Genomic DNA, 19,442 nt, shown 5'->3' on the forward strand with positions numbered 1-19,442 from the left:
TACACTTGTCGGTCCAGTGCAGGCCGGTCTTCCTCCCCGTACCGGGGAGGGGCCGGCCTTCTCGTCCCTCCATGGAGGTGTGCCGGATGACCAGTACGGTCCCCGCGTCCCTGTTCCGTACGAACGGCAGCTCCGCCCTGCAGGCGGTCTTCCTCGACATGGACGGGACCCTCGTCGACACGGAGGGGTTCTGGTGGGACGCCGAGGTCGAGGTCTTCGCCGACCTCGGGCACCGGCTGGACGAGGCCTGGCGGGACGTCGTGGTCGGCGGCCCGATGACCCGCAGCGCGGGCTACCTCATCGAGTCCACCGGCGCCGACATCACCCTCGAAGAGCTGACCGTCCTGCTCAACGAGAAGTTCGAGCAGCGCATCGAGCGGGGCGTCCCCCTCATGCCGGGGGCGGAGCGGCTGCTCGCCGAGCTGGCGCGGCACTCCATCCCGACCGCCCTGGTCTCCGCCTCGCACCGGCGGATCATCGACCGCGTCCTCGCCTCGCTCGGCCGCGACCGCTTCGCGCTCACCGTCGCCGGCGACGAGGTCGTCCGCACCAAGCCGCACCCCGAGCCGTATCTGACGGCCGCCCAGGGCGTCGGGGCCGACCCCGCGCTCTGTGCCGTCATCGAGGACACCGCGACCGGTGTGGCGGCCGCCGAGGCGGCGGGCTGCCGGGTCGTCGCGGTGCCCTCCGTCGCGCCGATCGCGCCCTCCCCGGGCCGGGTCGTGGTCCGCTCGCTGGAAGAGGTCGACGTGCCGTTCCTGCGGACCTTGATCACGGGAATTTGAGCTTTCCCTGAGGAAAGCGATCCGATGAAAGCGATCGGGCCATTCACCGAAAAGCGTCTACGTGACCTTGGTCACTCAGAGTGCCGGACGGTAGGTGGCCCGTTCTCGTTCCCCGTCTCAAAACCGGATGTTTCGGTGCCCCCTGTGCCCCGATTGGGTAAGTGTCGTCCCCAACGTCCGGCGCATGGTTATCGAGGCTGACGCATCCATGATCACTCTGCGATTACGCCCCTGTACGGCCCCGGTCAAGTGATACCGGCGCCGCCCACTAATCTTTCGCGAGTACTTCGCCGCATAACCGCGTGCACCGGCGCATACCCAAGTCGCCGTGAACACAGGACCGATCGCAACGCCCGGCCCGATCGCTCCCGCCCCGACCGGGCGGCAGACGGCGGAGTTCCACTGACCGCTGTACCCAGTGCCGGATGAGGAGATCGTCCCCGATGAACCGCAAGACCCTGGTGCTGCCGGCCGTGGCCGGACTGCTCGCCCCCCTGCTCGCCGCCTGCGGCGGATCGGAGGAGGGCAGAGCGATAACCGTCGGCACCACGGACCAGTTCATCGTCACCGAGGACGCACCCGCCCCCCTCGACCCGGCCTACGCCTACGACACCGGTGCCTGGAACATCCTCCGCCAGACCGTCCAGACCCTGCTGCACGTGCCCCGCGGCGGCGGCGAGCCCGTCCCCGAGGCCGCCCAGAGCTGCGGCTTCTCCGACAAGGCCAGCGAGAGCTACCGCTGCACGCTCCGCTCCGGCCTCACCTTCGCCGACGGCACCCCCGTCACGGCCGAGGACGTCAAGTTCTCCATCGAGCGCGTCCTGAAGATCAAGTCGGACAACGGCACGGCCGCCCTCCTCTCGAACATCGACGCCGTCGAGACCCAGGGCACCGACGGGATCGTCTTCCACCTCAAGACCCCCGACGCCACCTTCCCGTACAAGCTCTCCACGCCCGTCGCCGGCATCCTCAGCAAGAACAAGTACGCCGCCGACAAGCTCCGTGACGGCTTCGACGTCGACGGCTCGGGCCCGTACACCATGAAGGTCGAGCGCCAGGGCGACAAGGCCACCCGCTTCGTCTTCACCAAGAACCCGGCGTACAAGGGCGACGTCACCCTGCGCAACGACAAGGTCGAACTGCGCCCCTACGCCGACGCGAGCGCGATGGGCGCGGCCCTGGAGCGCGACGACATCGACATGATGGCCCGCTCCCTGTCGCAGAAGCAGATCAAGGACCTCACCGAGACGCCCAAGGACAACATCCGCGTCACCGAGGTCCCCGGCCTCGAGATCCGCTACCTCGGCTTCAACACCAAGGCCCCCTCCGTCCAGGAGAAGGCCGTCCGCCAGGCCATGGCCTCCGTCGTCGACCGGGGCGCCCTCGTCAACCTCGTCTACGGCCCCACCGCCGAGCCGCTCTACTCGCTGATCCCCTCCAGCATCACCGGCCACGCCACCCCCTTCTTCGACGAGTACGGCGAGCCCGACCCCGCCCGCGCCGCCAAGCTCCTCAAGGAAGCGGGCGTCAAGACCCCGGTCAAGGTGACCCTCAACTACACCACCGACCACTACGGCGCCGAGACCGCCCAGGAGTTCGAGGCCCTCAAGAACCAGCTCGTCGCCAGCGAGCTCTTCGACGCCAAGGTCCAGGGCGCCGAGTGGTCCACCTTCCGCACGGCCCAGAAGCGCGGCGACTACGCCGTCTACGGCCTCGGCTGGTTCCCGGACTACCCGGACCCGGACAACTACATCGCGCCGTTCCTCGACAGCGACAACTTCCTCAACACCCCCTACGTGAACAAGACCGTCCGCGAGAAGCTCATCCCGCGCTCGCGCCGCCAGGCCGACCGCAACGCCGCGAGCCCCGTCTACGCGCAGATCCAGAAGATCGTCGCCCAGGACGTCCCCGTCCTGCCCCTGTGGCAGGGCAAGCAGTACGTCGCCGCCCGCGACGACCTCAACGGAGTCGAGTACGCCCTCAACACCTCCTCCGACCTGCTGCTGTGGGAACTGGGCCGCGGCACCGCCTGACCCCTTCGTTGTCCCGGCCGCGCGCCCCTGCGCGGCCGGCCTGACAAGAGATCAAGAGGCAAGTTCTGTGAAGGCACGAAACAAGTGGCTGACGGCCCCCCTCGCCGCCGGCCTGTCCGCCGCCCTCCTCAGCGGCTGCGGCACCGAACAGGGAGTCGGCTCCGGCGGCTCCGGAGGCGGCATACGCGTCGGCATGTCCGACGAGATCCTCGCCACCGATCCCGCGGCCGGCTACGACCCCGGCTCCTGGCTGCTGTTCAACAACGTCTTCCAGTCCCTCCTCGCCTTCCCGAAGGGCGGCTCCGAGCCGGAGCCCGAGGCCGCCGACAAGTGCGCGTTCTCCGGGGGCAGCAAGGTCTATACCTGCACCCTGCGCGACGGTCTCACCTTCTCCAACGGCAACAAGCTCACCTCGGAGGACGTCAAGTTCTCCTTCGAGCGGGCCCTCAAGATCGCCGACCCCTCCGGCCCGGCGCCGCTGCTCGCCACCATCGACACCATCGAGACCCCCGACGAGCGGACCGTCGTCTTCCGCCTCAAGGTCCCGGACGCCACCTTCCCCAGCAAGATCGCCTCCGGCGCGGGCTCCATCGTCGACCACCGCGACTACCCCGCCGACGCGCTCCGCACCGACGGCAAGGCCACCGGCTCCGGCCCGTACAAGCTGGACTCGTTCAGCGACACCGAGGCCGTCTTCTCCGCCAACCCGGGCTACAAGGGCAACGCCAAGCCCAAGAACGGCGCGGTCACCCTCAAGCTCTACCGCGGCGACCGCGCGGCCCTCGCCAAGGCCTTCACCGACGGCGACATCGACGTCGCCTACCGAGGCCTCGCCGCCGACGACATCGCCGCCCTCGAGAACTCCGCCACCACGGCCGACAAGGGCATCGAGGTCATCCCCGGCAGCAGCGCCGAGGTCCAGCACCTCGTCTTCAACATGAAGGACCCGGTCGTCGGCAAGCTCGCCGTCCGCAAGGCCATCGCCCACCTCGTCGACCGCGAGGACCTCGTCGAGCACGTCTACCAGTCGACGGCCACCCCGCTCTACTCGATCGTCCCGGCCGGCATCGCCGGACACAACACCGCCTTCTTCGACACCTACGGCAGCCCCGACAAGGCCAAGGCGAAGAAGGCCCTCCGCTCCGCCGGCATCACCGACAAGGTGAAGCTCACCCTCTGGTCCACGCCCAGCCGCTACGGCCCGGCCACCGACCAGGAGCTCAAGGCCATCGCCGAACAGCTCAACGCGAGCGGCCTCTTCGACGCCGACGTGAAGTCCGTCGCCTACGAGCAGTACGAGAAGGACATCGCCGCCGGCAAGTACGGCGTCTACGTCAAGGGCTGGGTCCCCGACTACCCCGACGCCGACAACTTCACCAGCCCCTTCTTCGGCGAGGGCAACGTGCTCGGCAACCACTACGAGAACAGCACCGTCACCGGGACCCTCCTCCCGGCGACCGCCGCCATCGCCGACCGCGCCGCCACCGCCGACGAGTTCGGACGCCTCCAGGACCTCGTCGCCGAGGAGCTCCCCGTCCTGCCGCTCTGGCAGGGCAAGCAGTACGCCGTCGCCCGCGAGGACGTCACCGGCCTCGAATGGACCCTCGACGCCTCGACCGTCTTCCGCTTCTGGGAGATCCGCAAGGGCTGACACCCCCTCCACGCACGAGGGCCCGGTACGCACCACGCGCACCGGGCCCCCGTCGTTCCCGCGCCTACTGGCCGCCGGCCCCCGGCCGCACCAGGCCGCTCTCGTAGGCGTACACCGCGGCCTGGACCCGGTCCCGCAGCCTCAGCTTCGTCAGCACATGGCCCACGTGCGTCTTCACCGTCGTCTCGCTGACGAACAGGTCCGCCGCGATCTCCGCGTTCGACAGGCCCCGCGCCACCAGCTTCAGGACCTCCACCTCACGGTCGGTCAAGGTGTTCAGCGTGTCCGGCACCTGCTCCTCGCCCGTCGGCAGATGCGCCGAGTACTTGTCGAGCAGCCGGCGCGTGATCGACGGGGCCAGCATCGCCTCGCCCGCCGCCACCACGCGGATCGCCTGCACCAGCTCGTTCGCCGGAGCGTCCTTCAGGAGGAAGCCGCTCGCCCCCGCCCGCAGCGCCTCCACCACGTACTCGTCCAGATCGAAGGTCGTCAGGACCAGCACCTTCGCCGGACCGTCCCGCCCCGGACCCGTGATCTGCCGGGTCGCCTCCACCCCGTCCATCCGCGGCATCCGGATGTCCATCAGGACCACGTCCGGCTGCAGCGCGCGCACCTGCTCCTGCGCCTGCAGACCGTCCCCGGCCTCACCCACCACCGCGATGTCCTGCTCCGCCTCCAGGATCATCCGGAAGCCGGTCCGCAGCAGCGGCTGATCGTCGACCAACAGGACGCGGATCGTCACAAGGGCTCCTTCACGGGGCTGTGCTCACGAGCCACGCCCGACAGGGCGCGGGCCGTGCTCAGGAAGACGGCTGGGCCGGGTCCATTCTGCCCTGCCCCGATCCGCCCGACTCCGGCGGGCGCGCGGAAACGATCTTCAGGGGATAGGCCGGGGGAGTCCCCCCGAACTCGGGACAGACCGCCTGATGATCACACCAGCCGCACAGCTTCGTCGGCCGCGGCCGCCAGTCGCCCGACTCCGTGGCCAGCCGGATCGCGTCCCACAGCGCCAGCAGCTTCCGCTCCACCCGCAGCAGATCCGCCTCCACCGGGTCGTACGTCAGCACCTCCCCGCTGCCCAGGTACACCAGCTGCAGCCGCCGCGGGATCACCTTCTTCAGCCGCCACACCACCAGCGCGTAGAAGGTCATCTGGAACAGCGCGCCGTCCCGGTACTCGGGCCGCGGCGCCTTCCCCGTCTTGTAGTCGACGATCCGCACCTCGCCCGAGGGCGCGACGTCGACCCGGTCGATCACCCCGCGCAGCCGCAGCCCCGAATCCAGCTCCGTCTCCACGAACAGCTCACGCTCGGCCGGCTCCAGACGCGTCGGGTCCTCCAGCGTGAACCACCGCTCTACCAGCCCCTCCGCCTCGCCCAGCCAGCCCGCGAGCCGCTCCCCGTCCGGATCCTCCGCGAACAGCTCCGCCAGCTCCGGCTTCGACTCGAGAAGACGCTCCCACTGCCCCGGCACCATCGACTTCGCCCGCGACGCCGTCCGCTCCGCCGCCGGGTCGTCGAAGAGCCGCTCGAGCACCGCGTGCACCAGCGTGCCCCGCGTCGCCGCCGCGCTCGGCTTCTCCGGCAGCCGGTCGATCACCCGGAACCGGTACAGCAGGGGACACTGCATGAAATCGTTCGCCCGCGAGGGCGACAACGACATGGGCGCCCGGGGCTCCGCGGGCACCTGCTCGCTCGTACTCATGACACGACCCTACGACCCGCCGCCGACAACGGGCGGAATACCATCGACCTGGGACCCCGCCGCACTGCATGATCGAACCGTGACGCACCGACGCGGGTCACACCACGCGACGAAAGGAACCCGTGAACCAGGACGAGCCCAAGCCGCAGCGGACCGAGGAGCCCGGCGGCGGGATCCTCATGGGACGGCCCTTCGGCGTGCCCGTCTACGTCGCCCCCAGCTGGTTCGTCGTCGCCGCACTGATCACCTGGGTCTTCGGTGACCAGATCGACCGCGTCCTGCCCGAGCTCGGCGCCGCCCGCTACCTCGTCTCCCTCTTCTTCGCCGTCGCCTTCTACGCCTCGGTGCTCGTCCACGAGCTCGCCCACACCCTCGCCGCGCTCCGTTTCAAGCTCCCGGTGCGCCGCATCCAGCTCCAGTTCTTCGGCGGCGTCTCCGAGATCGAGAAGGAGACCGAGACCCCCGGCCGCGAATTCGTCCTCGCCTTCGTCGGCCCCCTGCTCTCCCTCGTCCTCGCCGGCGTGTTCTACCTCTCGCTGTACGCCGTCGAGCCCGGCACCGTCCCCGGCGTCCTCCTCGGCGGCCTGATGATCTCCAACCTGATCGTCGCCGTCTTCAACCTGCTCCCCGGCCTCCCCCTCGACGGCGGCCGCATGCTCCGCGCCGTCGTCTGGAAGATCACCGGCAAGCCCATGAGCGGCACCGTCGCCGCCGCCTGGGTCGGCCGCGCCCTCGCCGTCCTCGTCCTCGTCGGCCTGCCCCTCCTCACCCGCACCGGCCTCCTCGGCAACTCCACCGACGACATCAGCGGCTTCGAGACCGTCACCGACGCGCTCCTCGCCGCGATCCTCGCCGCCATCATCTGGACCGGCGCCGGCAACAGCCTCCGCATGGCCCGCCTCCGCGAGCACCTCCCCGAGCTCCGCGCCCGCGCCCTCACCCGCCGCGCCATCCCCGTCGAGCCCGTCACGCCCCTCTCCGAGGCCCTCCGCCGCGCCAACGAGGCCGGCGCCCGCGCCCTCGTCGTCGTCGACGGCACCGGCGAACCCACCGGCATCGTCCGCGAGGCCGCCATCGCCGCCGTGCCCCAGCACCGCCGCCCCTGGGTCGCCGTCAGCACCCTCGCCCAGGACCTCACCGACGGCATGCGGGTCCCCGCCGAGCTCACCGGCCAGCCCCTCCTCGACCACCTCCGCGCCAGCCCCGCCACCGAGTACCTCGTGGTGGAGGACACCGGCGAGATCTACGGGGTCCTCGCCACCACCGACGTCGAGCGGGCCTTCGTCCGGGCCATGGCACGACCCTCCGCGTGACCCCGGTACTCTGGTCACATGTCCGAACCGACCGGTGCCGCCCGCCGACGCGGGCCCTTCAAGGTCGGGGACCAGGTTCAGCTGACCGACCCCAAGGGCCGTCACTACACGTTCACGCTCGAAGAGGGAAAGAACTTCCACACCCACAAGGGTTCTTTCCCGCACGACGAACTGATCGGCGCCCCCGAGGGCAGCGTTGTCCGTACCACCGGAAACGTCGCCTACCTCGCGCTGCGCCCCCTGCTCCCCGACTACGTCCTGTCCATGCCCCGCGGCGCAGCCGTGGTCTACCCCAAGGACGCGGGGCAGATCCTGGCCTTCGCCGACATCTTCCCCGGCGCCCGCGTCGTGGAAGCCGGAGTGGGCTCGGGATCGCTGAGCAGCTTCCTCCTGCGCGCCATCGGAGACAGCGGCATGCTGCACTCCTACGAGCGCCGCGAGGACTTCGCCGAGATCGCCAAGGGCAACGTCGAGCGCTACTTCGGCGGCCCCCACCCCGCGTGGCAGCTGACCGTCGGCGACCTCCAGGACAACCTGTCCGACACCGACGTCGACCGCGTCATCCTGGACATGCTCGCCCCCTGGGAGTGCCTGGAGGCCGTCTCCAAGGCCCTCGTCCCCGGCGGCATCCTCTGCTGCTACGTGGCGACCACCACCCAGCTCGCCCGCACCGTGGAGTCCATCCGCGAGTTCGGCTGCTACGCCGAGCCGCAGCCCTGGGAGTCCATGATCCGCAACTGGCACGTCGAGGGCCTCGCCGTCCGCCCCGATCACCGCATGATCGGACACACCGGCTTCCTCGTCACCGCCCGTCGCCTCGCGGACGGGGTCGAGCCCCCGATGCGCCGCCGCCGCCCCGCCAAGGGTGCTTACGGCGAGGACTACGAGGGCCCCAACAAGGGCTGACGTTCCGACATCCAGACCGCGCCGCCGCCGAGTTCCCCGCCCACGCGGGAGAACTCGTCGGCGGCGTCCTCATGTTCGCCGCCGCAGGAGACCGGCCGACCGGATGTCCGCCGCCGAGCACCGGCCGACCGGGGCCACCCCACCTGTTCCGTCCCCCTGTGACGTGTGGCACGATGCCGGGAACCCCGCCGCACCACCCCACAGGAGACGTCGCGCGTGCAGCCCTCCGCCGCCCCGGACCTCGCGGACCTCGCCCACACCCACGCCCGGCCGGCCCACTGGATGGCCACCGCCACCGCGACCGCCGCGGTCGTCGCCCTCGCCGGACTGCTCCAGCCCGGCCCCGCCGGAGCCGGCACCGTCCCGGCCGCCGCCCCGCGCCCGGCACCCGCCCCCGACGCCGCCGCGGTCTCCTACCCCCTGGAATGCGGGGGAGGCCCCCATACGGTCGCGAAGCGGGTCTCCGGAGACCTCGACGGCGACGGGAACCCCGAGACCGTTGCGGTCGTGCACTGCGAAGCCGGCTCCGGCACCCCGCCGAGCGGCGTCTACGTCCTCACCCGCGGCAAGGGGAGCGGAACCCCCGCGCGCGTGGTGGCCACGCTCCTCGCACCCGAGCAGCATCAGAACGTCACCGAGCTCGCCGTACGCGACGGAGCCGTGCGCGCCACCCTGCTCGGCTACTCGTCCCCCGACGTGCCCAGCTGCTGCCCCGACGAGAAGGAGCAGGTCAGCTGGCGCTGGCGGGGCGGCGCCTTCGTCCGCGGCGACCAGGCCGAGGCGCTCGGCGTCTGAGCCGTCACTCGGCGTCGGGGCCGTACACCTCGACCTTGTCCGCGACCCGGCGCACATGGATGCAGTCGCCGGGGCACTCCTTCGCGGAGTCCACCACGTCCTGGAGCAGCGTCAGCGGCACCGGCGTGGTGGCCCCCGCGTCCTGGAGCAGTTCGTCGTCGGGGCTCTTCACATAAGCGAGCCCGTCGATGTCGAGTTCGAAGACCTCGGGGGCGTACTGCGCGCAGATCCCGTCCCCGGTGCACAGGTCCTGGTCGATCCAGACCTCCAGCGCCTCCTCGGCGCCCGTCGCCGGGGCCTCGTGCTGCACGGTCATATCTCCTGCCGTTTCTGCTTCGCGCGATAAGTCGGGCCACCCCTGACGGGTGTTGACCGATGACGACGATACAACCGCCCGCTTTCAGACGGTGAAGGGTGGGTATTCCCCTGGCGAGAGGGGAAGCGCAAGGGTGAAGATCGGACACACCCCGGAGTCTTTTTGATCTAGGGGTTTCAATCACCACCCACGCAGGTAGGGTCAGGAAGCGTCCAGCTCCCCTTGGAGGAGGTGAGGACCGTGGCAGCCCACGACGACGACATCAACCGCGGCATCCGGCCGGGGCGGGGGTCTGAAGACCCCGCCGGTCAGGTTGCCTATCTCGAGCAGGAAATCGCCGTCCTGCGCCGCAAGCTCGCCGACTCTCCGCGCCACACGAGGATTCTCGAAGAGCGGATCGTCGAGCTGCAGAGCAACCTGGCCGGCGTGTCCGCGCAGAACGAACGACTCGCGAACACGCTCCGTGAGGCCCGCGACCAGATCGTGGCCCTCAAGGAGGAGGTCGACCGGCTCGCGCAGCCGCCGGCCGGCTTCGGTGTCTTCCTGCAGGCCAATGAGGACGGCACGTGCGACATCTTCACCGGGGGCCGCAAGCTCCGGGTGAACATCAGCCCGAGCATCGAGCTCGAAGAGCTCAAGCGCGGCCAGGAAGTCATGCTCAACGAAGCGCTCAACGTGGTCGAGGCCATGGAGTTCGAGCGCGCCGGGGACATCGTCACCCTCAAGGAGATCCTCGAGGACGGCGAGCGCGCCCTGGTGGTGGGGCACACCGACGAGGAGCGGGTGGTGAGGCTCGCCGAGCCTCTGCTGGACGTCACCATCCGCGCCGGCGACGCCCTGCTGCTCGACCCCAGGTCCGGCTACGTCTACGAGGTGGTCCCCAAGAGCGAGGTCGAGGAGCTCGTTCTGGAAGAGGTCCCGGACGTCGACTACGACAAGATCGGCGGTCTGGGCAACCAGATCGAGCTGATCCGCGACGCGGTCGAGCTCCCGTACCTCTACCCGGACCTCTTCAAGGAGCACGAACTGCGGCCGCCCAAGGGCATCCTGCTCTACGGGCCGCCCGGCTGCGGCAAGACGCTGATCGCGAAGGCCGTGGCCAACTCCCTGGCCAAGAAGGTCGCCGAGGTGACCGGTCAGCCCGCGGGGAAGTCCTACTTCCTCAACATCAAGGGCCCCGAGCTCCTCAACAAGTACGTCGGTGAGACCGAGCGGCACATCCGCCTCGTCTTCCAGCGCGCCCGGGAGAAGGCGAGCGAGGGCACCCCCGTGATCGTCTTCTTCGACGAGATGGAATCCCTCTTCCGCACCCGCGGCTCCGGTGTCAGCTCGGACGTGGAGAACACCATCGTCCCGCAGCTGCTCGCCGAGATCGACGGCGTGGAGGGCCTGGAGAACGTCATCGTCATCGGCGCCTCCAACCGCGAGGACATGATCGACCCCGCGATCCTGCGGCCCGGCCGGCTCGACGTCAAGATCAAGATCGAGCGTCCGGACGCGGAGGCCGCGAAGGACATCTTCGCGAAGTACCTCACGGCCAACCTGCCGCTCCACTCGGACGACATCTCCGAGCACAGCGGCTCGAAGGCCGCCGCCGCCCACGGAATGATCCAGTCGGTCGTCGAGCAGATGTACGCGGAAACCGAGGAGAACCGCTTCCTCGAAGTCACGTACGCCAACGGCGACAAGGAAGTCCTGTACTTCAAGGACTTCAACTCCGGCGCGATGATCCAGAACATCGTCGACCGGGCCAAGAAGATGGCCATCAAGGCCTTCCTCGACCACAACCAGAAGGGCATCCGGGTCTCCCACCTCCTCCAGGCGTGCGTGGACGAGTTCAAGGAGAACGAGGACCTGCCCAACACCACCAACCCCGACGACTGGGCCCGGATCTCCGGAAAGAAGGGCGAGCGGATCGTGTTCATCCGCACGCTCGTCACCGGAAAGCAGGGCGCGGACACCGGACGCTCCATCGACACGGTGGCCAATACCGGTCAGTACCTGTAGAACGCCCACCGGCTGCGGATGTCCGGAAACCGGGCATCCGCAGCCGACGCATTCCATCCGGTGTTTCTCCCGGCACCACAGGGAAATACCGCAATCGATCTCCCCACCAGCGCGGAGCCGTTCTAGGCTCATCGGTACCGCCGAGTCGCGCACCGTGAGCGCCGCCGGGCAAGGAGGGCCGCATGACCGTACGGCGAGTAATGGGCATCGAGACGGAGTACGGGATCTCCGTCCCGGGACACCCGAACGCCAATGCCATGCTCACCTCGTCCCAGATCGTCAACGCCTACGCGGCGGCGATGCACCGGGCGCGCCGCGCCCGCTGGGACTTCGAGGAGGAGAACCCGCTGCGGGACGCCCGTGGCTTCGACCTCGCCCGCGAGGCCGCCGACTCCAGCCAGCTCACCGACGAGGACATCGGCCTGGCCAACGTGATCCTCACCAACGGGGCCCGCCTCTACGTGGACCACGCCCACCCCGAGTACAGCGCGCCCGAGGTCACCAACCCGCGCGACGCCGTCCTCTGGGACAAGGCCGGCGAGCGGATCATGGCCGAGGCGGCCGAGCGCGCCGCCCAGCTCCCCGGGGCCCAGCCCATCCACCTCTACAAGAACAACACCGACAACAAGGGCGCGTCCTACGGCACGCACGAGAACTACCTGATGAAGCGGGAGACCCCCTTCTCGGACATCGTGCGCCACCTCACGCCCTTCTTCGTCTCCCGCCAGGTCGTCACCGGCGCGGGACGGGTCGGCATCGGCCAGGACGGGCGGGAGAACGGCTTCCAGCTCAGCCAGCGCGCCGACTACTTCGAGGTCGAGGTGGGCCTGGAGACCACCCTCAAGCGACCCATCATCAACACCCGGGACGAGCCGCACGCCGACGCCGAGAAGTACCGCCGCCTGCACGTGATCATCGGCGACGCGAACCTCTCGGAGATCTCCACCTACCTCAAGCTCGGCACCACCTCCCTCGTCCTCTCGATGATCGAGGACGGCTTCATCACGGTCGACCTCGCCGTCGACCAGCCGGTCCGCACCCTGCACCAGGTCTCGCACGACCCGTCGCTCCAGTACCTGATCACGCTCCGCAGCGGCCGGACACTGACCGCGGTCCAGCTCCAGATGGAGTACTTCGAGCTGGCCAGGAAGTACGTGGAGGAGCGCTACGGCTCCGACGCGGACGAGCAGACCATGGACGTCCTCACGCGCTGGGAGGACACCCTGGGACGCCTGGAGACCGATCCGATGAGCCTCGCCGGCGAGCTGGACTGGGTCGCCAAGCGGGAGCTCATGGAGGGCTACCGGCGCCGGGACGGCCTGGACTGGGACGCGGCCCGGCTGCACCTCGTGGACCTCCAGTACGCGGACGTGCGCCCCGACAAGGGCCTCTACAACCGTCTGGTGGCCCGCGGGCGCATGAAGCGGCTCCTGGACGAGGCCGAGGTGGAGCGGGCCGAGACGGCCCCTCCGGAGGACACCAGGGCCTATTTCCGGGGCCGCTGCCTGGAGCAGTACGCCGACGACGTCGCCGCGGCCTCCTGGGACTCGGTGATCTTCGACCTGCCCGGCCGGGACTCCCTCCAGCGCGTGCCGACCCTGGAGCCGCTGCGCGGCACCAAGGCCCACGTGAAGTCACTGCTGGACCGCTGCCGGACCGCGGAGGAACTCGTCCGCGTCCTGTCCGGCGGCTGAACCGGGGGCCCGGGACGGGCCTGAAATGCCCCGGCACTGGGAATCATGGAATCAGTGCCCGGGCGTTGTCGAAACTGCGGGGCCGAAGTCAGACCCGACCTATAGGGTCTGATCTTGTACGGACTCAACCGAGCGGGCCGATTCGAGCGGGGTGAGGGATATGGCGACCAAGGACACCGGCGGCGGACAGCAGAAGGCGACGCGATCCACGGAGGAGGTCGAGGAGACCACCACCGAGGCGAGCTCCGACCTCAAGGAACGCCAGGAGAAGCTGAGCGACGACGTGGACTCCGTCCTGGACGAGATCGACGACGTGCTCGAGGAGAACGCCGAGGACTTCGTGCGTTCCTTCGTCCAGAAGGGCGGCGAGTAGCCGCCCCACGCGCCTGTCGTCCTCCGTCCCCGGAGCCCCGGTGAAAGCCGTGGGTCCGGGGACGGATGACAAGCGGTGGCACGGGTAAGGTCCGTGCACAGCATCCAAGATCAGCCGGTGCCTCCCACGACCGGCCGACTGTCCCACCGGAAGGAATCGCGTGGAAGCCAACCCTCGAAGCACCGGGCGTCTGCCGGCGGCCTTCCTGACGCCGGGGTCGTCCTCGTTCCTGGACTTCCTGGCCGATCACTCGCCGGAGCTGCTCCCGGGGAACCGGAAGCTGCCCGAGGGGATCGTCGAGGCCCCGCACGGCACCACCATCGTGGCCGCGACGTTCCCGGGGGGCGTCGTGCTCGCCGGTGACCGCCGGGCCACCATGGGGAACATGATCGCGCAGCGGGACATCGAGAAGGTGTTCCCGGCCGACGAGTACTCGGCCGTCGGCATCGCCGGCACCGCCGGCCTCGCCGTGGAGATGGTCAAGCTGTTCCAGCTGGAGCTGGAGCACTTCGAGAAGGTGGAGGGCGCGACGCTCTCCCTGGAGGGCAAGGCGAACCGTCTCTCCACCATGATCCGGGGGAACCTGGGCATGGCCATGCAGGGGCTCGCCGTCGTGCCGCTCTTCGCGGGCTGGGACGAGGGCAAGGAGAAGGGCCGGATCTTCTCGTACGACGTGACCGGCGGCCGCTCCGAGGAGCACGGGTTCGCCGCCACCGGCTCCGGCTCGATCTTCGCGCGCGGCTCGATGAAGAAGCTGTACCGCGCCGACCTGACCGAGGAGCAGGCCACCACGCTGGTGGTGCAGGCGCTCTACGACGCGGCGGACGACGACTCGGCGACCGGTGGTCCCGACATGGCCCGCCGGATCTTCCCGATCGTCACCGTCATCACCGACGAGGGTTTCCGCAGGCTCAGCGAGGCGGAGTCCTCCGAGCTGGCCCGATCGATCACCGAGCGGCGTCTGGAGCAGCCCGACGGGCCGCGCGCCGCCCTGCTCTGACCGTTCGTCGCCCGTAGAAGCCCTTCAGACCGGAAGAAAGGGACGGTAGCCGGTGTCCACGCCGTTCTATGTCTCACCCCAGCAGGCCATGGCCGACCGGGCCGAGTACGCCCGCAAGGGCATCGCCCGCGGCCGCAGCCTGGTCGTCCTCCAGTACACCGACGGCATCGTCTTCGTCGGTGAGAACCCGTCCCGCGCCCTGCACAAGTTCAGCGAGATCTACGACCGGATCGGCTTCGCGGCCGCCGGCAAGTACAACGAGTACGAGAACCTCCGCATCGGCGGCGTGCGCTACGCCGACCTGCGGGGCTACACCTACGACCGGGACGACGTCACCGCGCGCGGCCTGGCCAACGTCTACGCCCAGACCCTGGGCACGATCTTCTCCAGCGCGGGGGAGAAGCCGTACGAGGTGGAGCTGGTCGTCGCCGAGGTCGGCTCCGAGCCGGAGGGCGACCAGATCTACCGGCTGCCGCACGACGGCTCGATCGTGGACGAGCACGGCTCGGTCGCGGTCGGCGGGAACGCGGAGCAGATCAGCTCCTTCCTGGACCAGCGGCACCGGGACGGCATGACGCTGGCCGAGGCCCTGAAGCTGGCCGTGCAGGCCCTGTCGCGTGACACCAACGGCACCGAGCGGGAGATCCCGGCGGAGCGCCTGGAGGTGGCGGTGCTGGACCGCACGCGTCCGCAGCAGCGCAAGTTCAAGCGGATCGTCGGCCGTCAGCTGTCGCGTCTCCTGGAGGCGGACAACGCGGCGGCGGCGAAGACGGACGAGCCCTCGGACGAGGCGCCCGAGGAGTAGTCGGCCCTGCCCGGAGGGGCCCCGGTCCGCGCGGACCGGGGCCCCTCCGGCGTTTTCGGGCTCAGACGGCCGGTTTTCGGGCTCAGACGGCCGGTGCCGGGCCGGTGGAGCCGCGCCGGACGAGGGCCACGGGCAGGGTGACCGGCGGGGCCGGTTCGCCCGCGAGGACGGCGAGGAGCGCCTCCATGCCCCGTCGGCCGAACTCCTCGGCGGGGAGCCGGACCGTGGTGAGCTCGGGTTCCACGGCGGTGGCGAGGGCCAGGTCGTCGAAGCCGGTGATCGACAGGTCCTCGGGGACGCGCAGTCCCAGCCGACGGGCGACCTTGAGGACGCCGACCGCCAGGATGTCGTCGTCGCAGATCACGGCGGTGGGGCGGGGGCCGGGGGCGCCGAACGCGCGGTGGGCGGCCTCCCGTGCGTCGGCCACGTTGAGCGGTGACCGCGCGGTGCGCAGCTCCGTGCCGCGCAGGGCGTCGGCGAGGGCGGCCGCGCGGACGTCGAAGGTCCAGGAGGGGACCGCGGACGCCAGGTGCAGGAAGCGGCGGTGGCCCAGCTCCAGCAGGTGGTCGGTCACCCGCCGCATGCCGTCGGCGACGTCGAGGTTGAGGTGCGCGGAGGCCCCGGGGTCGGAGGGATCGCTGTCGAGCATGACGAGGGGCAGGTCGGCGCCCCGGAGGGCCTTGAGGGCGTCGGCGGCCATGGAGGAGGCGATGACGCCGTCCAGGGCTGCCTGGGCCGAGGCGAAGGGGTCGCGGGCGGGGCCCACGCCGTCGGGGGAGGGGTAGAGGACGACGCCGAAGCCCCGTCGCGCCGCGGCGAGGGCCGCGCCCGTGTGGACGTGGGCGAAGAACTCGTTCGTGAGGGCGGGGACGACGAGCATGGCGGTGCGGGTGCGGCCGAGGCGCAGGTTGCGGGCGGCGAGGTTGGGCCGGTAGCCCAGCTCGTGGGCGGCGTGGCGGACCGCCCCGGCGGTGCGCTCGGAGACCCGGCCGCGCCACTTCTCGCCGAGCACCAGGGAGACGGTGGCCTGGGAGACGCCCGCGGCCCGGGCCACGTCCCTGCTGGTCGGGCGGGCGCCGCCGGAGGGCTCGGGGGACTGCACGGGTGGCCTCCGCGTGGGACGGTGGTCGGGGCGGGGCGCGGGTGGACCCGCGTCGTGGAGGGCGCGGGGTGGACCCGCGTCACGCCGACATGGTACGTATGACTCCGGACGTTATACGTAAAACCTCGGTGTGGTTCCGAGGTGACGGGAGAGTGACATGGCCACCGAGGCCCCCGCGCACGGCGGCTATCTCGACATACTCCGGGCGCCGCACGCCGCCCGGCTCCTCGCCGGAACCCTCGTCGGGCGCCTGCCCAACGGCACCGGTCCCATCGCCATGACCCTGTTCGTCCGGGACCAGGGCGGCAGCTACACCCTGGCCGGCGGACTGATCGCGGCCTACGGCGTCTCCAACGCCATCGGGCAGCCGCTCCTCGGCCGCGCCGTCGACCTCAAGGGCCAGCCCCGCGTCCAGCTGCCCGCCGCCGTCCTCTCGGCGCTCGGCATGGCCCTGTTCGCCCTCACCGGCATCGGCCACCTGGCCCTCGCCTACGCCGCCGTCGTGGTCGCCGGGCTCTTCACCCCGCCCCTCGAGGGCGGCCTGCGCGCCCTCTGGCCGAGCGTCCTCGGCCGCGAGGACCGGGTCCACCGGGCATACGCCCTGGACGCCGTCGCCCAGGAGGTCATGTTCACCGTGGGCCCGCTCCTGGTGACGCTCCTGGTCGCCCTGTGGTCGCCCGCCGCCGCCCTCCTCGTCATCAACGTCCTGGGCATCCTCGGCGCCCTCGCCGTCGTCCTCTCCGAGCCCTCCCGCACCTGGCGCTCCGCCCCCCGCGAGGCCCACTGGCTGGGGGCCCTGCGCTCGCCCGGGCTCCTCGCCCTCCTCGGCTCGTTCTTCTTCGTCGGCCTCGCCCTCGGCTCCATCACGGTCGCCGCCGTGGCCTACGCCGACGACCGGGGCACGCCGTCCGTGTACGGCTGGCTGATGGCCGCCCTCGGCCTCGGCGCGCTGGCCGGCGGCGTCCTCTACGGCGCCCGGCGGTGGGCCGGGGCGCCCGAGCGGCGGCTGAGGGCCCTCGTGGCCCTCCTGGCGCTCTGCTACCTGCCCCTCATGCTCACCCCCGGCCCCGTCGCCATGACCGGCCTCTCGGTGCTCTCCGGGTTCTTCCTCGCCCCCGTCCTCGCCTGCGCCTTCATCGTGGTCGACCGGCACGCCCCCCGCGGCACGGTCACCGAGGCCTTCTCCTGGCTCGTCACCACCTTCGGCGTCGGCGCGGCCCTGGGCTCCGCCGTCGCGGGGCCGGCGGTCGAACTGGCCGGAACGGTGGCCGGGTTCGCCGTGGCCGGCGCGGGCGGCCTCGTCGCGCTGCTCGTCCTGCTCGCCACCGGCCGTGTCCTCGCCGTCCCCGACACGCCCGGTGACGCCGGTGCCGGCGCGCGACACGCCGACGGAGAGGCTGCTTCCGCAGCCGTGCACGCGGAAAAGAACACGCACTGATCGGAAAATGATCGAAACGGGGACGTCCAACCCGGTTTCAGCGCACGCCGTCAGGCGTAATGTTCAGACATGGACCGCCGCATTTTCGGGCTGGAGAACGAGTACGGCGTCACGTGCACGTTCAGGGGACAGCGCCGACTGTCTCCTGACGAAGTGGCGCGCTACCTCTTCCGCCGTGTCGTGTCATGGGGCCGCAGCAGCAACGTCTTCCTGCGGAACGGCGCCCGCCTGTACCTGGACGTGGGTTCGCATCCGGAATACGCAACACCGGAATGCGACAACGTGACCGAACTGGTCACCCACGACAAGGCGGGCGAGCGCATTCTCGAGGGCCTGCTCGTCGACGCCGAACGCCGCCTGCACGAGGAGGGAATCGCGGGCGACGTCTACCTCTTCAAGAACAACACCGACTCGGCCGGAAACTCCTACGGTTGCCACGAGAACTATCTCGTCGCCCGTCACGGTGAGTTCTCCCGGCTCGCGGACATCCTCATTCCCTTCCTCGTGACGCGGCAGCTCATCTGCGGCGCGGGAAAGGTCCTCCAGACCCCGCGCGGCGCGGTCTACTGCGTCTCCCAGCGCGCCGAGCACATCTGGGAGGGCGTCAGCTCCGCCACCACCCGCTCGCGCCCCATCATCAACACCCGGGACGAGCCGCACGCCGACGCCGAGCGCTACCGCCGGCTGCACGTCATCGTCGGCGACTCCAACATGTCCGAGACGACCATGCTGCTCAAGGTCGGCGCCACCGACCTGGTGCTCCGCATGATCGAGGCGGGCACGGTGATGCGCGACCTGACCCTGGAGAACCCCATCCGGGCCATCCGCGAGGTCAGCCACGACATCACCGGACAGCGCAAGGTCCGCCTCGCCAGCGGCCGCGAGGCCTCCGCCCTGGAGGTCCAGCGCGAGTACTACGAGAAGGCCGTGGACTTCGTCGACCGCCGGGGCATCCGCGCCGGCACGGTCGCCCAGGTCCTGGAGCTGTGGGGCCGTACGCTCGACGCGATCGAGAGCGAGCAGCTCGACCGGATCGAGACCGAGATCGACTGGGTCATGAAGTACAAGCTCATCGAGCGGTACCGGGCCAAGCACAACATGACCATGTCGAACCCGAGGGTCGCGCAGATAGACCTCGCCTACCACGACATCCACCGTCGTCGCGGGCTGTACTACCTGCTCCAGAAGAACGGCCAGGCGGCCCGGATCTGCAACGACCTGAAGATCTTCGAGGGCAAGTCGGTGCCCCCGCAGACCACTCGGGCCCGGCTGCGCGGCGACTTCATCCGCCGCGCGCAGGAGCAGCGGCGGGACTTCACCGTCGACTGGGTCCACCTCAAGCTCAACGACCAGGCGCAGCGCACGGTGTTGTGCAAGGACCCGTTCCGCTCCGTCGACGACCGGGTGGAAAAGCTGATCGCCGGAATGTAGGCAGGTCGCACCGACCGGCAGGGCCCCGCGCGTTCGGCGTGCGGGGCCTTCGACGTGACAGGAGGAACGCCTAGAGTGTCGGCACAACTA

General features: G+C 70.3%; 17 protein-coding genes. 13 read left to right on the forward strand and 4 right to left on the reverse strand.

What is annotated here, in order from left to right:
- Positions 1 to 86: 86 nt before the first annotated feature.
- The 3 genes from BLW86_RS30055 (at position 87) to BLW86_RS30065 (ending at position 4,469) form a co-directional block, all read left to right on the forward strand.
- Positions 87 to 785: an HAD family hydrolase gene (locus BLW86_RS30055; protein WP_030691887.1), complete on the forward strand. Its 699-nt coding sequence runs from the start codon at positions 87 to 89 to the stop codon at positions 783 to 785.
- A 443-nt stretch (positions 786 to 1,228) separates the two neighbouring features.
- The gene (locus BLW86_RS30060) at positions 1,229 to 2,818 is read left to right on the forward strand and encodes an ABC transporter substrate-binding protein (RefSeq protein ID WP_093876945.1); all 1,590 of its coding nucleotides are present in this window, start codon (positions 1,229 to 1,231) and stop codon (positions 2,816 to 2,818) included.
- Positions 2,819 to 2,885: 67 nt separating this feature from the next.
- Positions 2,886 to 4,469, forward strand: a complete 1,584-nt coding sequence (locus BLW86_RS30065; RefSeq protein WP_093876946.1) for an ABC transporter substrate-binding protein — start codon at positions 2,886 to 2,888, stop codon at positions 4,467 to 4,469.
- Between the two features lie 64 nt (positions 4,470 to 4,533).
- Here BLW86_RS30065 and BLW86_RS30070 read toward each other — a convergent pair whose 3' ends face one another.
- Positions 4,534 to 5,211 carry a response regulator gene (locus BLW86_RS30070; protein ID WP_093876947.1) on the reverse strand — a complete coding sequence of 226 codons (678 nt, stop codon included), beginning with the start codon at positions 5,209 to 5,211 and terminating at the stop codon, positions 4,534 to 4,536.
- A 58-nt stretch (positions 5,212 to 5,269) separates the two neighbouring features.
- Complete coding sequence (locus BLW86_RS30075) at positions 5,270 to 6,172, reverse strand: RecB family exonuclease (protein ID WP_093876948.1); 903 nt, start codon at positions 6,170 to 6,172, stop codon at positions 5,270 to 5,272.
- Positions 6,173 to 6,351: 179 nt separating this feature from the next.
- Between BLW86_RS30075 and BLW86_RS30080 the strand changes: the two genes are divergently transcribed.
- The 3 genes from BLW86_RS30080 (at position 6,352) to BLW86_RS30090 (ending at position 9,186) form a co-directional block, all read left to right on the forward strand.
- On the forward strand, positions 6,352 to 7,485 hold the full coding sequence (locus BLW86_RS30080) for a site-2 protease family protein (RefSeq protein ID WP_256341721.1): 1,134 nt from the start codon (positions 6,352 to 6,354) through the stop codon (positions 7,483 to 7,485).
- An 18-nt stretch (positions 7,486 to 7,503) separates the two neighbouring features.
- Positions 7,504 to 8,391 carry a tRNA (adenine-N1)-methyltransferase gene (locus BLW86_RS30085; protein ID WP_015032448.1) on the forward strand — a complete coding sequence of 296 codons (888 nt, stop codon included), beginning with the start codon at positions 7,504 to 7,506 and terminating at the stop codon, positions 8,389 to 8,391.
- A gap of 216 nt (positions 8,392 to 8,607) precedes the next feature.
- Positions 8,608 to 9,186 (forward strand): hypothetical protein, encoded by a 579-nt coding sequence (locus BLW86_RS30090; RefSeq protein ID WP_093876950.1) that lies wholly within the window; start codon positions 8,608 to 8,610, stop codon positions 9,184 to 9,186.
- Positions 9,187 to 9,190: 4 nt separating this feature from the next.
- Here BLW86_RS30090 and BLW86_RS30095 read toward each other — a convergent pair whose 3' ends face one another.
- Positions 9,191 to 9,502, reverse strand: a complete 312-nt coding sequence (locus BLW86_RS30095) for a ferredoxin (RefSeq protein WP_093876951.1) — start codon at positions 9,500 to 9,502, stop codon at positions 9,191 to 9,193.
- A gap of 240 nt (positions 9,503 to 9,742) precedes the next feature.
- On the opposite strand from BLW86_RS30095, the gene arc reads away from it, so the two are divergent.
- The 5 genes from arc to prcA all read left to right on the forward strand — a co-directional run bounded on the left by arc (position 9,743) and on the right by prcA (position 15,381).
- A complete protein-coding gene (arc, locus tag BLW86_RS30100; RefSeq protein ID WP_093878951.1) occupies positions 9,743 to 11,509 on the forward strand; it encodes a proteasome ATPase in 1,767 nt (588 codons plus the stop codon).
- Between the two features lie 182 nt (positions 11,510 to 11,691).
- Positions 11,692 to 13,203: a depupylase/deamidase Dop gene (gene dop, locus BLW86_RS30105; protein WP_093876952.1), complete on the forward strand. Its 1,512-nt coding sequence runs from the start codon at positions 11,692 to 11,694 to the stop codon at positions 13,201 to 13,203.
- A gap of 160 nt (positions 13,204 to 13,363) precedes the next feature.
- Complete coding sequence (locus tag BLW86_RS30110) at positions 13,364 to 13,576, forward strand: ubiquitin-like protein Pup (protein WP_015032443.1); 213 nt, start codon at positions 13,364 to 13,366, stop codon at positions 13,574 to 13,576.
- A 160-nt stretch (positions 13,577 to 13,736) separates the two neighbouring features.
- Positions 13,737 to 14,576, forward strand: a complete 840-nt coding sequence (gene prcB, locus BLW86_RS30115; RefSeq protein ID WP_093876953.1) for a proteasome subunit beta — start codon at positions 13,737 to 13,739, stop codon at positions 14,574 to 14,576.
- Between the two features lie 52 nt (positions 14,577 to 14,628).
- Positions 14,629 to 15,381, forward strand: coding sequence for a proteasome subunit alpha (prcA, locus tag BLW86_RS30120; RefSeq protein WP_093876954.1), 753 nt, complete (start codon positions 14,629 to 14,631; stop codon positions 15,379 to 15,381).
- An 82-nt stretch (positions 15,382 to 15,463) separates the two neighbouring features.
- On the opposite strand, the gene BLW86_RS30125 is transcribed toward prcA, so the two are convergent.
- On the reverse strand, positions 15,464 to 16,483 hold the full coding sequence (locus tag BLW86_RS30125; RefSeq protein ID WP_093876955.1) for a LacI family DNA-binding transcriptional regulator: 1,020 nt from the start codon (positions 16,481 to 16,483) through the stop codon (positions 15,464 to 15,466).
- A 157-nt stretch (positions 16,484 to 16,640) separates the two neighbouring features.
- Here BLW86_RS30125 and BLW86_RS30130 point away from each other — a divergent pair, with 157 nt between their 5' ends.
- On the forward strand, positions 16,641 to 17,921 hold the full coding sequence (locus BLW86_RS30130) for an MFS transporter (protein ID WP_093876956.1): 1,281 nt from the start codon (positions 16,641 to 16,643) through the stop codon (positions 17,919 to 17,921).
- 69 nt (positions 17,922 to 17,990) lie between these two features.
- Entirely contained in the window at positions 17,991 to 19,352 is a 1,362-nt protein-coding gene (gene pafA / locus BLW86_RS30135; protein ID WP_030691901.1) for a Pup--protein ligase, read from the forward strand.
- Positions 19,353 to 19,442 lie beyond the last annotated feature (90 nt).

This window comes from Streptomyces sp. TLI_105 (genome assembly GCF_900105415.1).
In the GTDB taxonomy this organism is placed as follows: Bacteria; Actinomycetota; Actinomycetes; order Streptomycetales; family Streptomycetaceae; genus Streptomyces.